The 17,352-nt window shown below is 76.1% G+C and carries 12 protein-coding genes; 5 read left to right on the plus strand and 7 right to left on the minus strand.

Going from position 1 to position 17,352, the window contains the following annotated elements:
• Nucleotides 1-29: 29 nt before the first annotated feature.
• From ACZ4VL_RS10485 to ACZ4VL_RS10510, 6 genes are all read right to left on the minus strand, one after another.
• A complete protein-coding gene (locus tag ACZ4VL_RS10485) occupies nt 30-2,318 on the minus strand; it encodes a hypothetical protein (protein WP_468198158.1) in 2,289 nt (762 codons plus the stop codon).
• Nucleotides 2,315-3,508, minus strand: a complete 1,194-nt coding sequence (locus ACZ4VL_RS10490) for a VWA domain-containing protein (protein ID WP_468198160.1) — start codon at nt 3,506-3,508, stop codon at nt 2,315-2,317. Before ACZ4VL_RS10490 ends, ACZ4VL_RS10485 begins: the two co-directional genes overlap by 4 nt.
• Nucleotides 3,505-5,865: a DUF5682 family protein gene (locus ACZ4VL_RS10495; protein ID WP_468198163.1), complete on the minus strand. Its 2,361-nt coding sequence runs from the start codon at nt 5,863-5,865 to the stop codon at nt 3,505-3,507. Before ACZ4VL_RS10495 ends, ACZ4VL_RS10490 begins: the two co-directional genes overlap by 4 nt.
• Complete coding sequence (locus ACZ4VL_RS10500) at nt 5,862-6,977, minus strand: ATP-binding protein (protein ID WP_468198165.1); 1,116 nt, start codon at nt 6,975-6,977, stop codon at nt 5,862-5,864. The genes ACZ4VL_RS10495 and ACZ4VL_RS10500 overlap by 4 nt, the downstream gene beginning before the upstream one ends.
• Nucleotides 6,974-10,645, minus strand: a complete 3,672-nt coding sequence (locus ACZ4VL_RS10505) for a DUF4132 domain-containing protein (protein ID WP_468198167.1) — start codon at nt 10,643-10,645, stop codon at nt 6,974-6,976. The genes ACZ4VL_RS10500 and ACZ4VL_RS10505 overlap by 4 nt, the downstream gene beginning before the upstream one ends.
• A gap of 84 nt (nt 10,646-10,729) precedes the next feature.
• Entirely contained in the window at nt 10,730-11,506 is a 777-nt protein-coding gene (locus ACZ4VL_RS10510) for an ATP-grasp domain-containing protein (protein ID WP_468198169.1), read from the minus strand.
• A 161-nt stretch (nt 11,507-11,667) separates the two neighbouring features.
• Here ACZ4VL_RS10510 and ACZ4VL_RS10515 point away from each other — a divergent pair, with 161 nt between their 5' ends.
• On the plus strand, nt 11,668-12,513 hold the full coding sequence (locus ACZ4VL_RS10515; protein ID WP_468198188.1) for a class I SAM-dependent methyltransferase: 846 nt from the start codon (nt 11,668-11,670) through the stop codon (nt 12,511-12,513).
• Here ACZ4VL_RS10515 and ACZ4VL_RS10520 read toward each other — a convergent pair.
• Complete coding sequence (locus ACZ4VL_RS10520) at nt 12,507-13,031, minus strand: hypothetical protein (RefSeq protein ID WP_468198172.1); 525 nt, start codon at nt 13,029-13,031, stop codon at nt 12,507-12,509. The two genes, ACZ4VL_RS10515 and ACZ4VL_RS10520, sit on opposite strands and share 7 nt — an antisense overlap.
• 147 nt (nt 13,032-13,178) lie before the next feature.
• On the opposite strand from ACZ4VL_RS10520, the gene ACZ4VL_RS10525 reads away from it, so the two are divergent.
• From ACZ4VL_RS10525 to ACZ4VL_RS10540, 4 genes are read left to right on the plus strand one after another with little or no spacing between them, the layout of a single operon-like run.
• Nucleotides 13,179-13,679 carry a hypothetical protein gene (locus ACZ4VL_RS10525; protein WP_468198173.1) on the plus strand — a complete coding sequence of 167 codons (501 nt, stop codon included), beginning with the start codon at nt 13,179-13,181 and terminating at the stop codon, nt 13,677-13,679.
• 36 nt (nt 13,680-13,715) lie between these two features.
• Entirely contained in the window at nt 13,716-14,270 is a 555-nt protein-coding gene (locus ACZ4VL_RS10530; RefSeq protein WP_468198176.1) for a hypothetical protein, read from the plus strand.
• 13 nt (nt 14,271-14,283) lie between these two features.
• On the plus strand, nt 14,284-15,510 hold the full coding sequence (locus ACZ4VL_RS10535; RefSeq protein ID WP_468198178.1) for an MAB_1171c family putative transporter: 1,227 nt from the start codon (nt 14,284-14,286) through the stop codon (nt 15,508-15,510).
• A complete protein-coding gene (locus tag ACZ4VL_RS10540; RefSeq protein WP_468198180.1) occupies nt 15,507-17,069 on the plus strand; it encodes an amidase in 1,563 nt (520 codons plus the stop codon). Before ACZ4VL_RS10535 ends, ACZ4VL_RS10540 begins: the two co-directional genes overlap by 4 nt.
• Nucleotides 17,070-17,352 lie beyond the last annotated feature (283 nt).

Here is a 17,352-nt window from a genome sequence, read left to right on the forward strand (position 1 = left end):
CCGGCTCCCGGGCAGCGGCCCCCGCCCCGTCACCGGGAGCCGTACAGGTCCGCCGCGGTGAGCAGGAACAGCTGGGCGTCCGTCCACGGGCCCACGGCGGCGTCCGCGCCGCCCCCGGCGACGGCGGCCGGTACGGCGCGCACCCGGGACGCGGCCGCGGCCAGCCCGGTGCGGTCCAGCGCGGCCGCCGCCCGGTCGAGCCGGTCCAGGCCGGCCCGGTCCAGATGGCGCAGGCCGCGGTGGGCCGTGTCGGCCAGCGCGCCGAGCGCCTCGGCCAGCGCCCCCGCGACCGGGTCAGGTGCGGGGCGCGCCGCCGGGGCCGTACCGGCGGTCGGCGGCCCGGCCGCCAGGTCGGGCACGACGACGGCGGACCCGGCGAGCACGGCGAGCGGCTCCACCACGAGGCCCGGGGGCCCGGCGGGCCCCGAGCCGGCGGCCGCACGGACGAAGCCGCTGAGGTGGCAGGGCCCGCCGCCGATGCTGCCGAGCGCCGCGAGCAGGGCGTCCAGGCCGCCCGGTGCGTACGGGTTGTAGGGCGCGGCCAGAAGGGCATGGCTGCCTCGGGCGTCCCGCAGGACGGCCTCGACGCGCTGTTCGGCCGGGTCGTAGCCGAGGTCCTCGACGGCGTGCACGGCCAGCACGTGGAGGTCGTCCGCGGCCACCCGCGCCCGTACCGGCCGGGGCGGGCGGGCCCGCACCCGTTCGGCGAGCGCCCCGAAGTCCCGTACGAGGAGCGGCTCGGGCAGCCCGGTCCAGGACGCCCCGACCGCGGTGACCCCGGTACCGCCGGTCCGGGAGGCGCCGAAGGCCACGACGTGCCCCGGGGTGCGGGACGCGGTCTCGCTGACCACGTTGCCGGCGGCCAACGCGCCGAGGGTGGTGCCGGCGACCCGCCGCCGCGCCAGGTCCGGACCGTGCGGCGCGGGCCGGTCCCCGGCGGCCTGGGCGTCGGTCAGCTCCCAGCGCCGCCGCAGCACGAGGGAGACACCGGCGCGGGCGTGGGCGAAGTACACCTCGGCGGTACGGGACGCGGCGTCGCCGGTGACCCGGCAGCCGAGCCCGGTGAGCCGGACCCGGCGCAACGGGGTCGTCCCCGGTTCCCCGGTGCCGTGGCGGCCGGTGCGGTGCCGGGCGGCGACCTCGGCGAGGAGCTCCGCGAACCGCTCGGGCCGGTGGCGGGCGCCCCGGGAGGCGTGCTCCGCGAGCTGCTCCGCGAGGTCGGCGGTGGTGTCGGCGGTCCAGTGCATGCCGTGGCCCGCGAGTTCGCCGCGGACCCGGTGCAGGCCCGCGGCGAGGACCGGCCCGGCGTGCGCGGCCCCGTCCAGCAGGAGGTCCGCGGCGAGCCCGGCGGCGGCCCGGGCGGCCTCGTGGGCGCTCCGGGCCGCCCGGAGCGGCCCGCCGGCCCGGACGTCGGCCGGCGGGTCCGCCGGGTCGGTGGCGAGCGCGGCACGGAACGCCCACACGGCGAGGGCCACGACCGGGCCGCGCTGCTCGGGACGGGCGTCGGTGACGGCGTACCCGAGCGCACCCGGAACGGTGAACCGCACGGTGGCGGTGGCCAGTTCGGCCCGGGCCTCGGGCGAGCCCGGGGCGGGGTGGGTGAGCCGGGCGGAGTAGCCGCGGGCCAGGGTGCGGCGGGCGGCGGCGACGGCCGGCGCACCGAGCGCCGCGGTCAGCTCCTCGTCGGTGACGTTCCCGGGCGACCACATCGGGATCCCGTCCGGCCCCCCGCCCGGCCCCCCGCCCGTCGGGCCGCCCTCCGCAGCCGCCGCCCCGGCACGGACCGGAGTGCCGCCGGGCTCGGTGGTGTCGGAGGCGCCGGGCGGGTGGGAACGTCCGGGCGCGCGGGAGCCGTCGGGTCCACCGGCAGGGCCGGGCCCGGCGGGAGCGGCGGCGTCGGAGGGGGCGTCGCTCGGGGTGTCGGGTTCGGCGGGTGCGTCGCGTCCCGCGGCGGTGGCAGGGGTGGCCGGCTCCGGCTCCGGCTCCGGCTCCGGCTCCGGCGTCGCCTGAGCCGGCTCCGGCTGCGGCGTCGCCTGCTGCCGGTAGGCGAGGATCAGGCCGAGCAGGTGGCGGCAGGCGCCGGTGGCGGCGCAGCTGCACGTCCCGAGGTCGATCCCCGCCCCGGGCGGCAGCACGGCCTCGGTGCCGTCCGGGAAGCGCCCGGTGAGGCTGCCGTCGGCGGCGGCGCCGACCACGGCTCCGGCGCCCGCGGCGAGTTCCTTCGCGGCGCGTTTCACCAGGCCCCGGTTGGTGAGCGCGGCGAGGGTGTCCTCGGTGAGGGCCAGCAGGTCGGGGCGGGCTGCCCGGTCGGCGGTCATCGGCCCAGCCGTTCGGCGACGAACGCGGCGAGCATGCCGGGGGTCATGGCGCCGACGTGCGCGCCGGCGTCGGCGATCTCCTGGGCGAGGTCGCGGTCGTAGACGGGGGCGGCGTCCTCGTCGAGGGCGGCCAGGCCGAGCACGGTGCTGCCCTGGGCGACGAGCTGTCGCACGGTGCGGACCAGCCGGTAGCGGTCCCCGCCCTCGTAGAAGTCGGTGACCAGGACCACGATGGCCCGGCGGGGGTTGTCGATCAGCCCGGTGCCGTAGTCGACGGCGCGGGCGATGTCCGTGCCGCCGCCCAGCTGGACGCGCATCAGCAGTTCCACCGGGTCCGTGACGTCGGAGGTGAGGTCGACCACGGAGGTGTCGAAGGCCACCAGGTGCGTCCGCAGCCCCGGCAGTCCCCACAAGGCGGCCGCGGTCACCGCGGAGTGGATGACGGAGCCGGTCATGGAACCGGACTGGTCCACGAGCAGGATCAGCTGCCACTGCTCCAGGTGCGGCCGGGTGCGGGAGGAGAACCGGGGCCGCTCGATCAGCAGCCGCCGGTGCTCGGGCTGGTAGTGGGCCAGGTTGGCCCGGACGGTCGCATGGAAGTCGAAGTTCCGCGAGTGCGGGACGAGGCTGGGGCGCCGGGACCGGGTCCCGGTGAAGGAGCGGCGGATCTCCGGTGCGAGCCGGGCCGTCAGCTGCCGGACCACGGCCTCCACGAGGCGCCGCGCCAGCCGCAGCACCTGGGGGTTCATCAGGTGCTTGGTGCGCAGCACGGCGCGCAGCAGCGCGGGGCTGGGCCGTACGCGTTCCAGCACGGCCGGGTCGGTGACGATCTCGTGGATCCCGTACCGCTCGACGGCGTCCCGTTCCAGGCGCTCGATGGTCTCCCGGGGGAAGAGCCGGTGCACGTCGTCGAGCCAGTCGACCGCGGTCACCGCGGAGGGCCCGTGGCCGGCGGTCCGGCGGACGCCCCGGTCGCCCTGCCCGGGATCGCGCCCGTACAGCCACTCCAGGGCGGAGTCCCGGGCCGCGGCGCGCGGGCCGGGGCAGCCGGTGTGGCCTTCGGCGGGGCTGCCCAGGATGAGCCGCCACCGCTCCAGGCCGGGGTCGGGAGCGGGGTCGGGAGCGGCGGCGGGGCCGGGCGCCGGGCCGGGGGCGGGTGCGGCGGAGGATTCGGGGGAGGGGGTGGTCACGGGGCGGCTCCCAGGCCGTGGCGGTCGAGCAGGTGGCGCACGTCGTCCTCCAGGCGCCGGGCCCGGGCGATGAGCAGCGGGTCGGCCGGTGTCCGCAGCAGGCCGTGGGCGGAGCCGCGCAGGCCGCGGCGTTCGATGAGGCGGGCGGCGATGCGCTCGCGTTCGCGGGGCGGGAACCAGGCGAAGGCCTGGCGCAGGGCGGGCAGGCCGGTGAGGAACTCGTCCTCCGGCTGCTCGCAGACCAGGACGTCGAGTACGCCGAGCAGGCCGTCGCCCCGGCCGGCGGCTCCGGGGCCGCCGCCCTCGCATCCGGGCCCGGCGGCCGCAGCGGTGAGTTCCTCGCGGGCCAGCGCGAACAGGCCGGCGAGCCAGTCGCCGAGGGCCGCGGTGCCGGCGACGGCACGCACGGCGGCCGTGGTGTCCTCGCCCGGGCCGTCGCCGAGGGCGCGGCACAGCCCGAAGGCGGCGCCGCGCAGATCGGCGGGGGCGGCCGGGTCGGCGGCGATCCGGCCGCAGACGGCGGTCACCGCCGCCCGGTCCAGGGAGAGCAGCGGTGCGGCGTGCAGCACGGCGTCCCGTACGGCGGTCAGCGCACGCAGCCTGCCCCGGTCGACGCCCGTGCCGCCGTGCAGCCCCTCGGCCAGCCACAGCACCCGGGCCACGGCGGCGTCGGTGAAGCCGGCCAGCAGCGGGTCCCCGGCGACCCCGTACACCCGGTCGTGCCGCCACAGCCCGAGGGCGGTGTGCAGGGCCTCGCCGAGCGGGCCGGGGGCGGCGGCCCGGTCGACGGCGGAACGCAGGTCCGCGAGGAGCGGGCCGAGCAGTCCGGTCGCCCCGCAGGCCACCGCGTCGAACAGGGCCCCGGCGAGGGCGTCGGGGGCGGGCCCGGCCGCCCGGACCTGCTCGCCGAGGGCGGTGACGGCCGCGTCCTCCAGGGTCATGCCCCGGCCGGAGGCCTCGATCAGCGCTGCTTCCCGGCCGCCCGGGGCGGGGTGCGGTTCCCAGCGCTCGGTGGCCTCGGGGTCGGCGCCGTCGACGGGGCCGCGCGTGCGGGTGTAGCCGGGGACGCCGAGGACGCGCAGGCGGTGCAGGACGCGGCTGGCGTCCAGGCCGCCGGGTTCGGTGAGGCGGAGGGTGACGGCGCGGGTGCCGTCCAGGCCGAGGGCGGCCAGCCGGGCGGTGACGTCGTGCACGATCGGCGGGACCGGGGTGTCCGGGTGGAGGCGGCCGGTCCGGTCGCCGCAGCCGGCGGCCACCATCTCGACGAGGACCGGGTGGGTGGCGGGGTGCAGCGGGCCGCGCCGGGTCCACGGCAGGGGCTCGTCGACGGCCTCGTCGAGGAGGGCCCCGGCGAGCCCGTCGAGGAGGTCCAGTCGGGCGGGCCGGTGGTGGCCGCGGAGCGCGGCCAGGCCCTGGGCGGTGGCCCGGGCGGCGATGAGGGAGGCGGTGGACACGTGCTGTCCGCGGCTGCGGAGCCGTGCGGTGACGTCCCGCACCAGCAAGTCGCCCGCGGCGGCCGGCCCGTGCTCCCACACGTGCTGGTGGAAGCCGGGGGAGGGCATGCCGGACTGGTAGCCGGTGAAGGCGTCGAGCTGGTGGAAGGAGTACGGGACGAGATGGCTGCCGGCGAGGGCGTCCGCCGGGGGCCGCGGCACCGGCGGGGTCCCGTCCGCGGCGCCGCACGCGGGCGGTGCGGCCCCGGTGAGGGCGACCAGCGCGGGCCGGTGGAAGCCGCCGGTGACGACCAGGACGTCGCCCGCGCCGGGTTCGGCCAGGGCGGCGCGGACCCAGGACGCCATGTACTCCTCGCGGGCCCGGTCCGAGGCGTCGGCCACGGTGTCACCGCGGACCACGTCGAAGTACAGGGCGAGCCGCTCTGCGAGGGCGGCGTCGTCCTGCCCGCCGGGCTCCGACGCCTCGAACATCCGGTCCCAGAGGGCGTCGGCCGAGTCCACGCCGAACCGGTCGCACAGCCGGGCGGTGGCCCGCTCGTAGCGGGCCTCGGCGTCCGCGTACCGGTTGCTGCGGTCGGCGAACGCGGGATGCCAGGCGGGCAGGTCGATGAAGCGGACCCGCGCGCCGGCGGCCCTGCCCTCGGTGAGCGCCACCCACTCGGGGGAGTAGTCGCAGAACGGGGTCCACGAGGTGGCGGTGCGTTCCGCGTCCCGGTAGTGGCCGAACACGGCGATCGGCAGCCGGTGGCCCAGCAGCAGCTCGCCGAGCCGGTCGTTGAGGTCGGCCGGTCCCTCCACCAGCACGTGGCTGGGCCGCAGCGCGGCGATGGTGCGGGAGACCAGCCGTGCGCAGGCGGGCGAGTGGTGGCGGACGCCGAGGAAATGGGCCGTCAGGGTGCTCACCCGGCCAGCAGGTGGCGGGCGGCGTGCAGGTCCCGCCAGGCCGGGCCGCTGTGTGTGGCGGCGCGCTGTTCCAGGTAGCGGCGCAGCCTGGACAGGTCCTCGGGGTTGTCCTTGGCCGCCGTACCGGCCAGGCAGGTGACCAGGTCGGCGGCGTTGCCCGGCTCGCCGCGCAGGAACCAGCCGCGGACGCCGACCGCGTGGGCGACGGCGACCGCCTCGGCGGTGCTCATGACCGCGCTCATCCGGTCGGGCCCGCCGTGCCCGCCGTGGTGGGGGCCGTCCGCGCCGGTGCTGCCGGCCCGTAGTTCCCGGAAGGTGGTGACGAGGACGTCCACGAGGTCCGGGTCGGGGGCGACGGCCACGCCGGAGGAGCGCAGCAGGGCGGTGGCCTCGGCCTCGACGAGGGCGGCCTCGGCGTCCCGGTCGGCGATCGGGAACACGGTCTCGAAGTTGAAGCGGCGCTTGAGGGCGGCGCTCATCTCGTTGACGCCGCGGTCCCGGGTGTTGGCCGTGGCGATCACGTTGAACCCGTGGGAGGCGAAGGCCAGTCCCGCGTCCCCGGGGAGCTCGGGAATGGTGACGACCCGCTCGGAGAGCAGCGACAGCAAGGAGTCCTGCACCTCCAGGGGGCAGCGGGTGATCTCCTCGAAGCGGACGAGCCGGCCCTCCCGCATGCCGCGCAGCACCGGCGCGGGCACCAGGGAGCGCTCGGAGGGGCCCTCGGACACCAGCAGGGCGTAGTTCCAGGAGTACTTGATCTGGTCCTCGGTGGTCGCGGCGCCGCCCTGGACCACCAGGGTGGAGTCTCCGCTGACCGCGGCGGCGATCAGCTCGGACAGCAGGGACTTGGCGGTCCCGGGCTCCCCGACGAGCATCAGGCCGCGGTTGGTGGCCAGGGCGACCAGGGCCCGTTCGACGAGGGAGCGGTCGCCGACGAACTTGCGGCTGACGCCGGTGTCCGGGTCCCCGGTGACGAACCGGAGCGCGGCGCGCAGGCTGAGCTGCCAACCGGGCGGGCGGGGAGCGTCGTCGGCGGCCCGGAGCGCGGCCAGCTCCTCGGCGTACCGGATCTCGGCGGGCGGCCGCTGGACGGTGCGGGCTGTGGAGGTCATGCCGTCAGCTCCGTGAGGTCGGCCAGCACCTCGGAGGCCAGGACCGGGTCGAGCTCGGCGAACGTCAGCGCCTGGTGGCGGGCGGGCCAGTAGTCGGAGGGCCTCTTGGCGAGCCAGACCGTCTCCAGCTGCTGGTCGGGGTACGTGTCGACCATGCCGACCGCGATGCCCTCGTCGGGGGCGATGACGAGGTGGCAGTTCTTGCCGAGACGGCGGGAGATCCACCGTTCCACCCCGTTGTCCAGGGGAGCGCCGCGCTCCCAGCCGCGCTTGGTCAGGCCGAGGAGCCGGCCCACGGGGACGGTGACGCCCTCGAAACGGGTCAGCCGGTGCCCGGCGGCCTCCTCCTCGGTGAGCGCGTGCACGGCCCGCCCGAGCTGCGGGAACGGCTGCACGATCTCGTAGTCGGCGAACAGCTCCGACCAGGCGGCCACCGCGTCGGCGCCCAGGCGCAGCGGGTGCGGCAGGCTCACGACGGCGTCCGCGCCGAGCGTGAACGCCCCGTCTTCGGCGTCGGCGAGGGTCCGGTCCTCTGCGATGCGGAACTCGACGGCCGAGTCGCCGTCCACGGCCCGCCACACCAGGCGGCGGGCCAGGTGCCACACCAGCGGGTGCTCGGCGAACAGGGTCCGGAACTCCTGGGCGGTCCAGGTACGGCCGTCGACCATGGCGGCCTCCAACCGGCGCACCTGGTCGGCGGCGACGGCCCGGACGTCCTTCTTCAGGGCGGCGAACCGCTTGCGCTCGGCGGGGGCGAGCTCCGGATCGTCCTTCACCCCCGGCTTGGGCAGGTCCTTGAGACGCTTGCCTGCGGCGTCGGCCACGTAGGGCCGCAGCTGCTCGTCGAAGCCGACGGTGAAGCGGCGGCTGCCGTAGTCGACGGTGGCGGTGCCGTCCGCATCGAGGCCGAAGTCGGGCACCAGCCGGTCGGCGAGCTGCTCGCCGGTCAGACCGAGGGCCGCGGCGACCTCGGCTATCTTCTCGCCGGCGCGGGCCTTGAGGGCCTTGAACTTCGCCCGCTGGGCGATGGCGTGCAGGCTGAGCAGGGCGGTGTCGGTGCCGATCGAGGCGAGCACGTCGAGGCCGTCGACGGCCCGGTGGTGGGCGCCCTCCCCGGGCCAGCTCCGGATGACCGGGCTGAGCAGCCGGACGGTGTCGTCGTCGCCGATGCCGCCGAGCTGGTGCAGCGCCCAGGCGTCCTTGGCCGGCATGCCGGCCAGCCGCCACTCCTCGAACACGTCCCAGCCGAACGCGGCGAGCGAGGCCGGGTCGGCGATCTCCCGCACCTGCTCCACGCCCGGGTAGAGGCTGCCGGGGGCGCTGAACGCCAGCATGCGCAGCAGGGCGGCGGTGGCCCCGGCCGGCAGGGCCTCGCCGGTGCGCAGCTCCAGCTGCGGCAGGGCGGCCGGGTCGGCCCAGGCACCGGGTTCGACCGCCTTGGCGGGCAGCGCCGTCACCAGAGGGTCGGCGTCGAGGAGTGCGTCGATCGCCTCGACGGCCTGCGGCCCGTAACCTGCCGTGGCCTTGCGGACGGTGTCCGGGCCGTGCGCGGCGGCGATCACCCGCAGCGCGGCCTCGGCGGCCGTACGGGGCTTGCCGGGCTTCCCGAGGGCGTCGGGGACGAGCAGCGCCGCGGCGTCCCCGGCGTGCCGGACCAGCCAGGCGTGGGCGGTGCGTCCGGCGGCCTTGAGGCGGACCAGCCAGTCCGCCATGAGCCGGGCCGCGCGCACGTCCACGTACGGCATGAGCAGGACGCCCATGCTGGCGGGGTGCCGGCCCGCCATGCCGAGGGCCATGCGCAGGGCGGCGGTCTCGTGGCGGGCGATCAGCGGCATGAAGCTGTCGGTGCCCTCGTACGTCCACTCGGGGCCGTCCCAGGTGTCGATGAGGGGGCGGACGACGTCGGCGGGGCCCAGCGTGAACAGGACGAGGGACCGGTAGTCGCCCGGGAGCCGGCCGGCCTGCGCCTCGGCGGTGAGCCGCGCCAGGTCCTCGGAGGCGGCCCAGCCGGGGATGCCGCCCTCGACGGCGGCCCACTCCTCCTGCTCGCCGGGCAGCCAGCTCATGCGGGTGTCCGCGGGGGCGCTCAGCCCGGTGACCGCAGGGGGCTTGGTACGGGTCCGCACGCGGGTCCACGGCGGGCTGGTGAGGACCTCGGGCAGGGAGCCCGCGTCCGCCTCGGCGAGTACGTCCTCCCTGCGGGCCAGCGGGCCGACGAGCTCGGCGGCGCGGGCGGGCAGTTCGGGCAGCACGGCGAGGGCGAGCTCCCGGTGCGCGGCGACGTGCGCCTTCAGCAGGCGACGGGCCAGGGACGCGTTCGCGGAGTCCCCGTCGGCGCTCTGCGCGAGCAGGCGCATGGCGCGCACCGGATAGCGGCGGGCGGCGGTCAGCAGGGCGGGCCGGACCGTCCGGTCGCCGATCCTGCCGAGCAGGGTACCGAAGGCGGTGTCGGCGGGGAGTTCGGCGAGGGCCTCGGAATGCGTGCGCAGGGTGTCGGCGTCGGCCCAGGAGGACGTGAACGGATCGGCGAGGAGCGGGGCGAGGCCCTTGCCGAGGCCGTCGGCGCACGTTGCGATGAGCAGCGCGGACCAGCCGTGCCAGCCGAGGTCGAAGCCGGCGGTCCGGACCGCGGCGACGTGCTCGGCGGTGCCGAGGGAGGCGGCCAGCATGAAGAGCTCGTTGCCCCAGCCGTTGGAGCCGGACGGGAGCGGGTCGGCGCAGCACTCGGCGACCCAGGCCAGCTCGGCGGGGACGACGAAGCTCACGGTGATGCGGCGGCGCCTGGTGTCGCGGTGCCCGGCCAGTGCCTCGACGGCGGCCCGGTACTCGGCCTCCGGGGCGCTCGCGAGGAGCCGCCGGGCGCGCCCGGCGACGGGGATCTGGTTGCTCCGCCAGCCGTTGGCGGCGCTGACCCAGGAGACACCGGTGAGGGATATGCCGGAAGGGGAGCGCGCGTCGGCGTGCCAGCCGGCCGCGACCTGCCCGAACTCGACGGCGGCGCGCGCGGCGAACGGCAGGCCGTACCGGACGGCCCAGGCGTCCACGAACAGTTCGCGGTTGCTGCCGCCGTGGCCGGCGCGGACCAGGTGCGCCAGGACGGCGGCACCGAGCGGGTCGGGCGTCCCGGCGAGATGGGCGCGGGCCGCCGCGACGAGCACGGGATCGCTGTGCGGGAAGTCCAGCACCCCGTTGACCTGTTCGGCCTCCTGCTCGATCCAGGCATCGGCCCGGTCGGGTGCGGACGCCGCCGCGGACGCGGGCAGGGACACCCCGCCGCGCCGGGGGAGAACATTCCGCTTCCATGCCTCGGGGAGTTCGAAGGCGTCCTCGTCGACCCGGGCCGGGACCGTACCGGCCGCCGAGGGCGCCTGCGGGGCAGCCGCGACTTCCGCCGCGTCACCGGCGTCTTCGTCGGTACGGGCGCCGGCCGCGACACTGGTGTCCGGGGCATCCGCCTCACCGCCGCTGACCTGTGCGTACCCCTTCTTCTCGCGGGTGGTGACGGCCTTGGCGAAGTACGCGCGGGCCTCCTCCGCGGTACCGAAGTCCTTCACCTGGGTCTGCCCGGTCGTGCCGGTGCGGCCGAAGCGGAGCGTCACCGAGGTGCCGTCGACCTCACCCTCCCAGAACTTCGCCGACCCGTCCCCGACGTACTCCCAGCGCTGCACGGCCCCTCCGCTTTCCCGCGTGATCAGTTGCCGGAACACTAGCTGCGGGCACTGACAACGCCACCGGGAGGGGTGCTCGGGGAGTCAGACCCGGACGCACCCGGCGCCGCGCAGGAAAGGCAGGTCGCGGCCGACGACCTCCGCCCGCGGTCCCGCGGCGCGCAGGACGACGTCCAGGACGCCGTCGGGCTCGGCGGCGTAACAGTGCGCGAACCACGGCATGTTGGCCTCCACCACCGCCCAGCCGCCGTCGACGAGCCGCCCCACGTCGAGGCACACCGCACTCGGCAGACCGACCGCCGTGGCGTCCAGCACTTCCCGGGCGAAGTCGTGGACCCGCGGCTCCAGCGGTGCGGGGTCGGGGCGGCCGTACACCGCATAGCGGCTGCCCGCGCGGACCTCCCCGTCGAGGACGAACAGCCGGTACTCGGCGGCGAACTCCACGACACCGCTGACGAGTACGGGCGTGGCGGCGTCCAGGCCGTCCGGCAGCCCGGCCGCGTCCCCGTACACGGCGGCGGGCAGCACGTCGATCTTCGCGGAGGGCGGTTTCACGAAGGCCCGCCCCGTGAGGGAGGCGCGCGCCGCGCCGAGCGTCGTCAGCCGGACGGACCGCCCGAGCAGGGCGTACGGGACCGTGGTCAGCCAGTCGTCGGCGGGTTCGAGGAGTCCGAGGCCGAGCCGCTCGCCCCACCGGTCGGCGGCGAGCGGCCCCCCGTACCAGTGCGTCCGGCGGCCGTCGGCCTCGGCGGCGCGGCCGACGACCTCGTACCCGCGCCAGGCCGCCGCCTGCCCGAGGAGTTCCGCCGTGGACGTCCGGGGCGGATGGAGCAGGAACGCGGAGCCGGTGCCGTGGTTCATGGGAGGGAGCCTACGGGGCCGCCGACGCGGCGGTTCCGCTGCGCCCCGGACCGCGGCCACGCCCCCGCCCGGCCCAATCCCGGCACCCCGCCGGCCCGACGGCGACGCTGGAGGGCCGGGCGGGCACCGCGCCCGGGAGGAAGGAGCAGGCGGTGGCGCCCGTGCCCGAGGAGCACCCGCCCGGACCCCCGGGCAGCACGCCGCAGGAGGCCCCGGGCCGGTACGGCGAGGCCCTCTTCCGGCCCGAACACCCCCGGGAGGGCCAGCGCATCGACCACGCCGCGCTCGTCTACGACCCGTTCACCCGCGCCCGGCTGCGCAGCCTCGGCGTCGGCCCCGGCTGGCGCTGCCTGGAGGCCGGCGCGGGCACCGGAACCGTCGCCCGGTGGCTCGCCGACGAGGCCGGCGTCGACGAGGTCGTCGCCCTGGACCGGGACACCGGCCGCCTGGCCCCGCTCGCCGGGCCGCGGCTGCGGGTCCGCGAGGTCGATCTCACCCGGCTCGCGGCGGAGCCGGACCTCGGCACGTTCGACCTGGTCCACTCCCGGTTCGTGCTCATGCACCTGCCCGAACGCCGGGACATCGTCCGGGCCCTCGCCGAGCGCCTCAACCCCGGCGGCCACCTCGTCCTCAGCGACGCCGCCGACGTACCCGACCCGGCCGACCGGCACTCCGCGTACCGCCGCACCCTGGACGCCATGTGGCGGACCCTCGCCGAGACCATCGGCACCGACGTCACGGCCGTGCGCGCCCACCCGCACGTCCTGCGCGCCGCAGGACTGGAGGGGGTCGCCGCGGAGCTGGTGTGCCCGCCGCTCACCCCGGGCTCACCGCTCGCCGCCTTCTGGAGCGGGACGTGGGAGCGGATGCGGCCCGACCTGCTGGCGGGCCGCCTCGACGGGGCCACCCTCGACGAGGCTCTCGCCTACCTCGCCTCGCCCGCGCTCGCCGAACTGGGCCCCGGCATGCTCACCGTGTGGGGCCGGCGCCCGACGCGGCGTCAGTAGCGCAGCGCCTTGCCGGTCTCCGCGGTGATCTTGCCCGAGAGTTTGTGCGTGCTGCGCGCGGTGCCCTCGCCCTTGGCCTTGCCGGCCACATCGTCGACGGTGACCACGACCACGTCCACGGTGTTGCCGCCGTCGTCCTTGAAGTTCACCTGCACGGCGAAGGACTTCGTCGCGCTGTCGGTGTTGTCCACCGTCACCGGTACGACCGTGTAGCCGCTCGAGTCGGTGGACGGACTGCCGAGGGCGACGGCGTCCTTGGCGTTCACCCCGCCCTTGACCTCATCGAGCTTCTTCCGGGCGTCCGCCGCCGCCGAAGCCGCCGTGTCCGCGGCCTTCGACGCGGCCGCGGAGACCTCGGCCCCGGCGGACGCCACGGCCGACGCCGCCTTGGACACCGCCTCCGAGGGGGAACCGCCGCCGTCGGAACAGCCCGCCGTGCACAGGGCCGCCACCGCCACCACCGCACCGGCCAGGACGCGTCCGGCCGTGTGCCACTGCCTCTGGGAAGTCTTTCGCATACGACCAGTCAACGCCGGGAGGCGCCCGCCGGCTGCGCGACCCGGCAGGGCATACGGATGACCGCTTGCAGGTTTCGGATCGTCAACTATAGTTACGCGCAACGGGCGTCAACTATAGTTACGCCTACGGAAAGGGGGCAGCAGGCAGTGGCGGAATCAGCACACGGACCCGACGGGTCGGACACACCTCGGCCGGACCGGGCCTCCGCTCCGGTTCCCGTCCCGGGCCCCGGCGCCCCCTTCTGCGACCGTCTCAACTTCCTGTTCGACCGGGTGCGCCCGCCGGGCGCGGAGGAGTACACCAACGCCCACGTGGCCCGCACCATCTCCTCGTACGGCGAGGACAGTTACACGCGGTCCCACATCAGCCTGCTCCGCGCGGGCAAGCGCACCCCGACCATCACCATGGTCCCCCTCCTCGCCCGCTTCTTCGGCGTGGAGGCAGCCTACTTCGTCGAGGACGAGGTCACCCGGAAGGTCGCCACCCAGTTCGAGATCCTGCGCAAGCTCAAGGAGAACGGCGTCGAACAGATCGCCCTCCGCGCGATGGGTGTCTCCGCCGCCGGCCAGCGCAAGGTGCTGGCGGCGCTCGAAGCCGTGCGCAAGGAGGAAGGCCTGCCCGCCGACCCCGAAAGGGAACTGCCGTGACCAGCGGTCGACGTCGTCAGGAGAAGAGGAAGTCCCATGTGGCTCAGCCGTCGTAGCCGCCGCGCCGACCGCAAGGCCGACGAGGCCTACGAGGTCGAGCGCCGGAACCGGGAGTTCGTCGGGAACCTCGGCCTGCCCGCGGTCGACAGCGTCCTGGACCTGGTGCCGTTCATGGAGGACTACCTCGGCCGGTCGATCCGGCTCATGCCGTTCGTGTCCGACCCGACCGACCCCGACTCCCTCGACGCCTCCGCCCCGTGCGGCCTGTGGCTCGCCACCGGCGAGACGGACTACGTCTTCTACGACACCGCCATCAGCCGCGCCCACGCCGAGATCATCGTGGGCCACGAGTTCGGCCACATGCTCAAGCGGCACCGCGGCAACACCTCCGTGGAGGCCGGCAGCCTCGGCGGCCTCATCACCGACATCGACCCGGCCACCGTCCAACTCGTCCTCGGCCGGACCCGCTACAACGAGCCGGAGGAGTTCGAAGCCGAACTCCTCGGCTCCCTCCTGCAGGAGCACGTGAGCACCTCCCACCCGGCGGACGCCCGGGAAGCCGACCCCATCACCCGCACCTTGCTGCGCTGACCGACAGGGACCCGTGAAAGACATCCTTCACCCCCTGTGCCTGGCCATCGCCGGTACGGGGTTCCTCATCCTCATACGTGACCTGGGCAAGAGCCGCCGCGACCCGGCGCTCGTCGCCCTGGCCTTCACGTACGGCTTCTCCGCGCTCAGCTACGCCGTCTCCCTCACCTGGGTGTGGGTGCGCGTCGACGGCCTCCTCGGCGTCCCGAACATCGTGGTGCCGATCGCCCAGGGCTTCGTGATCGTCGTCCTGGCCCTCCAGGCCACCGTCCTCGCCCACTGGTCGAAGCCCCGCGACGAGGCCCGCCGCCGCAGCCGGCTCCTGCTCGCCGCGGCCGCCGCGGTCATCACCGCCATGGCCGTGCTGTTCGCCTCGCTCACCCCGGCCACGACCCGGCCCACCGACTTCTCCCTGTACTACGCGCACGACCCCGTCTTCCAGGCCTACGTGCTGCTCTACTTCGGCACGTACAGCGTCGCCGAGACCTACCTCGCCGTGTCCTGCTGGAAGTACGCCCGCACCGCCACCACCCCGTCGATCGCGTTCAGCCTGCGCCTCGTCACCATCGGCGCCGTCATCACCCTCGGCTACAGCGGCATACGCATCGCCGCCATCATCGGCGCCGAGACCGGATTCAGCGTCAGCAACCTCAACGGGTTCGCCTGGGCCTGCGGGGACATCGGCGCCACCCTCACCCAGATCGGCTACCTCATCCCGACCGTCGCCCGGCGCGCCGGCAGCGCCCGCGACTGGGCCGCCGCCCACCTCAGCCACCGCCGCCTGGGCCCCCTGTGGTCCGCCCTCGACCAGGCCGACCCCGGCATCACGCTGCGCCGCCCGACCCGCCAGGGCCAGGACATCCTGCGCGGCCGCAGCGCCCACTTCCCGCTGCTGCGCCGCCGCGTCGAGATCCGCCAGGGCCAGAAGCTGATGCGCCGCTACCTCGACCCCGCCGTACGGGCGGAGTCGGAGGCCCGCCGCGCCGGCGAAGGCCTCTCCGCCGCCGAGTTCGCCGCCGCCGTCACCGCCGACCAGATCCACGCCGCACTGGTCCGCCACGCGGCCGACGACCCCGTCGACACGCCCGCCGAGTACGCCGACGCCGAACTCGCCCTCGCCACGACCGAGGACGAGCTGGCGCACCTCCAGCGCGTCGCCGCGCACTTCAGACCCCCCACGGCCCAGAGCCGCCGCAGCGCAACCGACGTCCGCAGCGCCACCTCAGGAGCCCGTTCGTGATCCTCCGACGCACCCTGCTCATCGCCTCCACCGCCGTCGCCGCGGCGGCGTCCATGGCCACCATGACCGCGGCCGCCCGCTCCCGGGCCGCCGCCTCCCCGAGCACGCCCCTGCACCTGGCGCCCGCCCGCGACCAGCTCGCCGCACTGCGCCGCCGCACCACCACCAGCCGCGACCTGCTGGAGCAGTACCTCCGACACATCGACAGGACCAACCCCGGCCTCAACGCCGTCATCACCCTGGACGCCGACGGCGCCCGCGCCGCGGCCGACGCCGCCGACCGCCACCTGGCCAGGACCGGCAAGCCGCTCGGCGCGCTCCACGGCCTGCCCGTCACCGTCAAGGACGCCCTGGAGACGAAGGGGCTGCGCAGCACCTGCGGCGCACCCGACCTCACCGACCACGTCCCCGACCGGGACGCGGACGCCGTCGCCCGGCTGCGCGCCGCCGGCGCCGTGATCGTCGGCAAGACCAACGTCCCGGTCATGTGCCAGGACCTGCAGACCTCCAACCCGCTGTTCGGCACGACGAAGAACCCGTACGACGACACCAAGACCGCGGGCGGCTCCTCCGGCGGCCCGGCCGCGGCCGTCGCCGCCGGCATCAGCAGCCTGGAGATCGGCTCCGACCTCGCCGGCTCCCTCCGCCTCCCGGCCGCCTACTGCGGCGTGTACGCCCTGCGCCCCAGCGGCGGCATCGTCCCCACCCGCGGCCACATCCCCCGGCCGCCGGGCTGGCTGTCCAGCTCCGACATGCTCACCCTCGGCCCGATCGCCCGGACCGCCGACGACCTCGACGTCCTCCTCGACGTCCTGGCCGCACCGGCCCCCGCCGAGGCCGCCGCCTGGCGGATCGAGCTGCCCGCGCCGCGGCGCCGCCGCCTCGCGGACTACCGCGTCGGCATGTGGCAGGACGACCCGTACTGCCACGTCGACGCATCGATCCGGCAGCTCCTCGACGAGATCGCGGGGATCCTGCGCTCGTCCGGCGCCACCGTCGACGACACCACCCGGCCCGTGCAACTCGCCGACAGCGACAGGCTCTTCCAGCGCCTGATGTTCGCGACGGCCAGCGCCACCGCCACCGACGCCGGCTTCGCCGACGACGTCGCCGCCGCCGACAAGATCCCCGCCGACGACCCGAGCGGAACCTTCCTGCACTCGCGCACCATGCGACACCGGGACTGGCTGCGCGCCAACGAGGAACGCGAGAAGCTGCGCGGCCACTGGGCCGACTATTTCACCACCCACGACGTCCTCATCACCCCGGCCGTCCCCAGCACCTGCGTCGACGACCAGACGTCCACCCCTGTCCCGAACCGGTTCATCACCGTCGACGGGCACAAGCGCCCGTACTTCGACCAGACGGCGTGGCTGAACCTGGCCGGCCACGTCCGCCTGCCGGCCGTCGTCATGCCCGCGGGCCGGACGGCCGAGGGCCTGCCCCTCGCCGTCCAGATCATCGGCCCCTACCTGGCCGACCGCACGGTCATCGACCTGGCCAGGCACCTGGCGCGGAAGCTCCCCAAGCCCGCGCAACCGCCCGCGCTCACCGCGTGACCGGGCGCCCATGACCGGGCTCGCTCTGCCCCCACGGGGGTGGGGCGGGGCGAGCCCGTACGACGCGCAGAGGGGCCCCGGGAGAACCGGGGCCCCTCTGCGGTGCCCCTCGGGACACGAAGGGCCCGGATACCGACGGGGGAAACGGTACCCGGGCCCCGTGATCATCATCTTAGTCCCCTTCGTCCCGTGGTGGGGGGGGGGGGGGGGGGGGGGGGGGGGGGGGGGGGAGGAGGGGGTGGGGGGGGGGGGGGTGGTGGGGGGTCTTCTTGACACCTCCCGT

It is taken from the genome of Streptomyces sp. NPDC029014 (assembly GCF_055564695.1).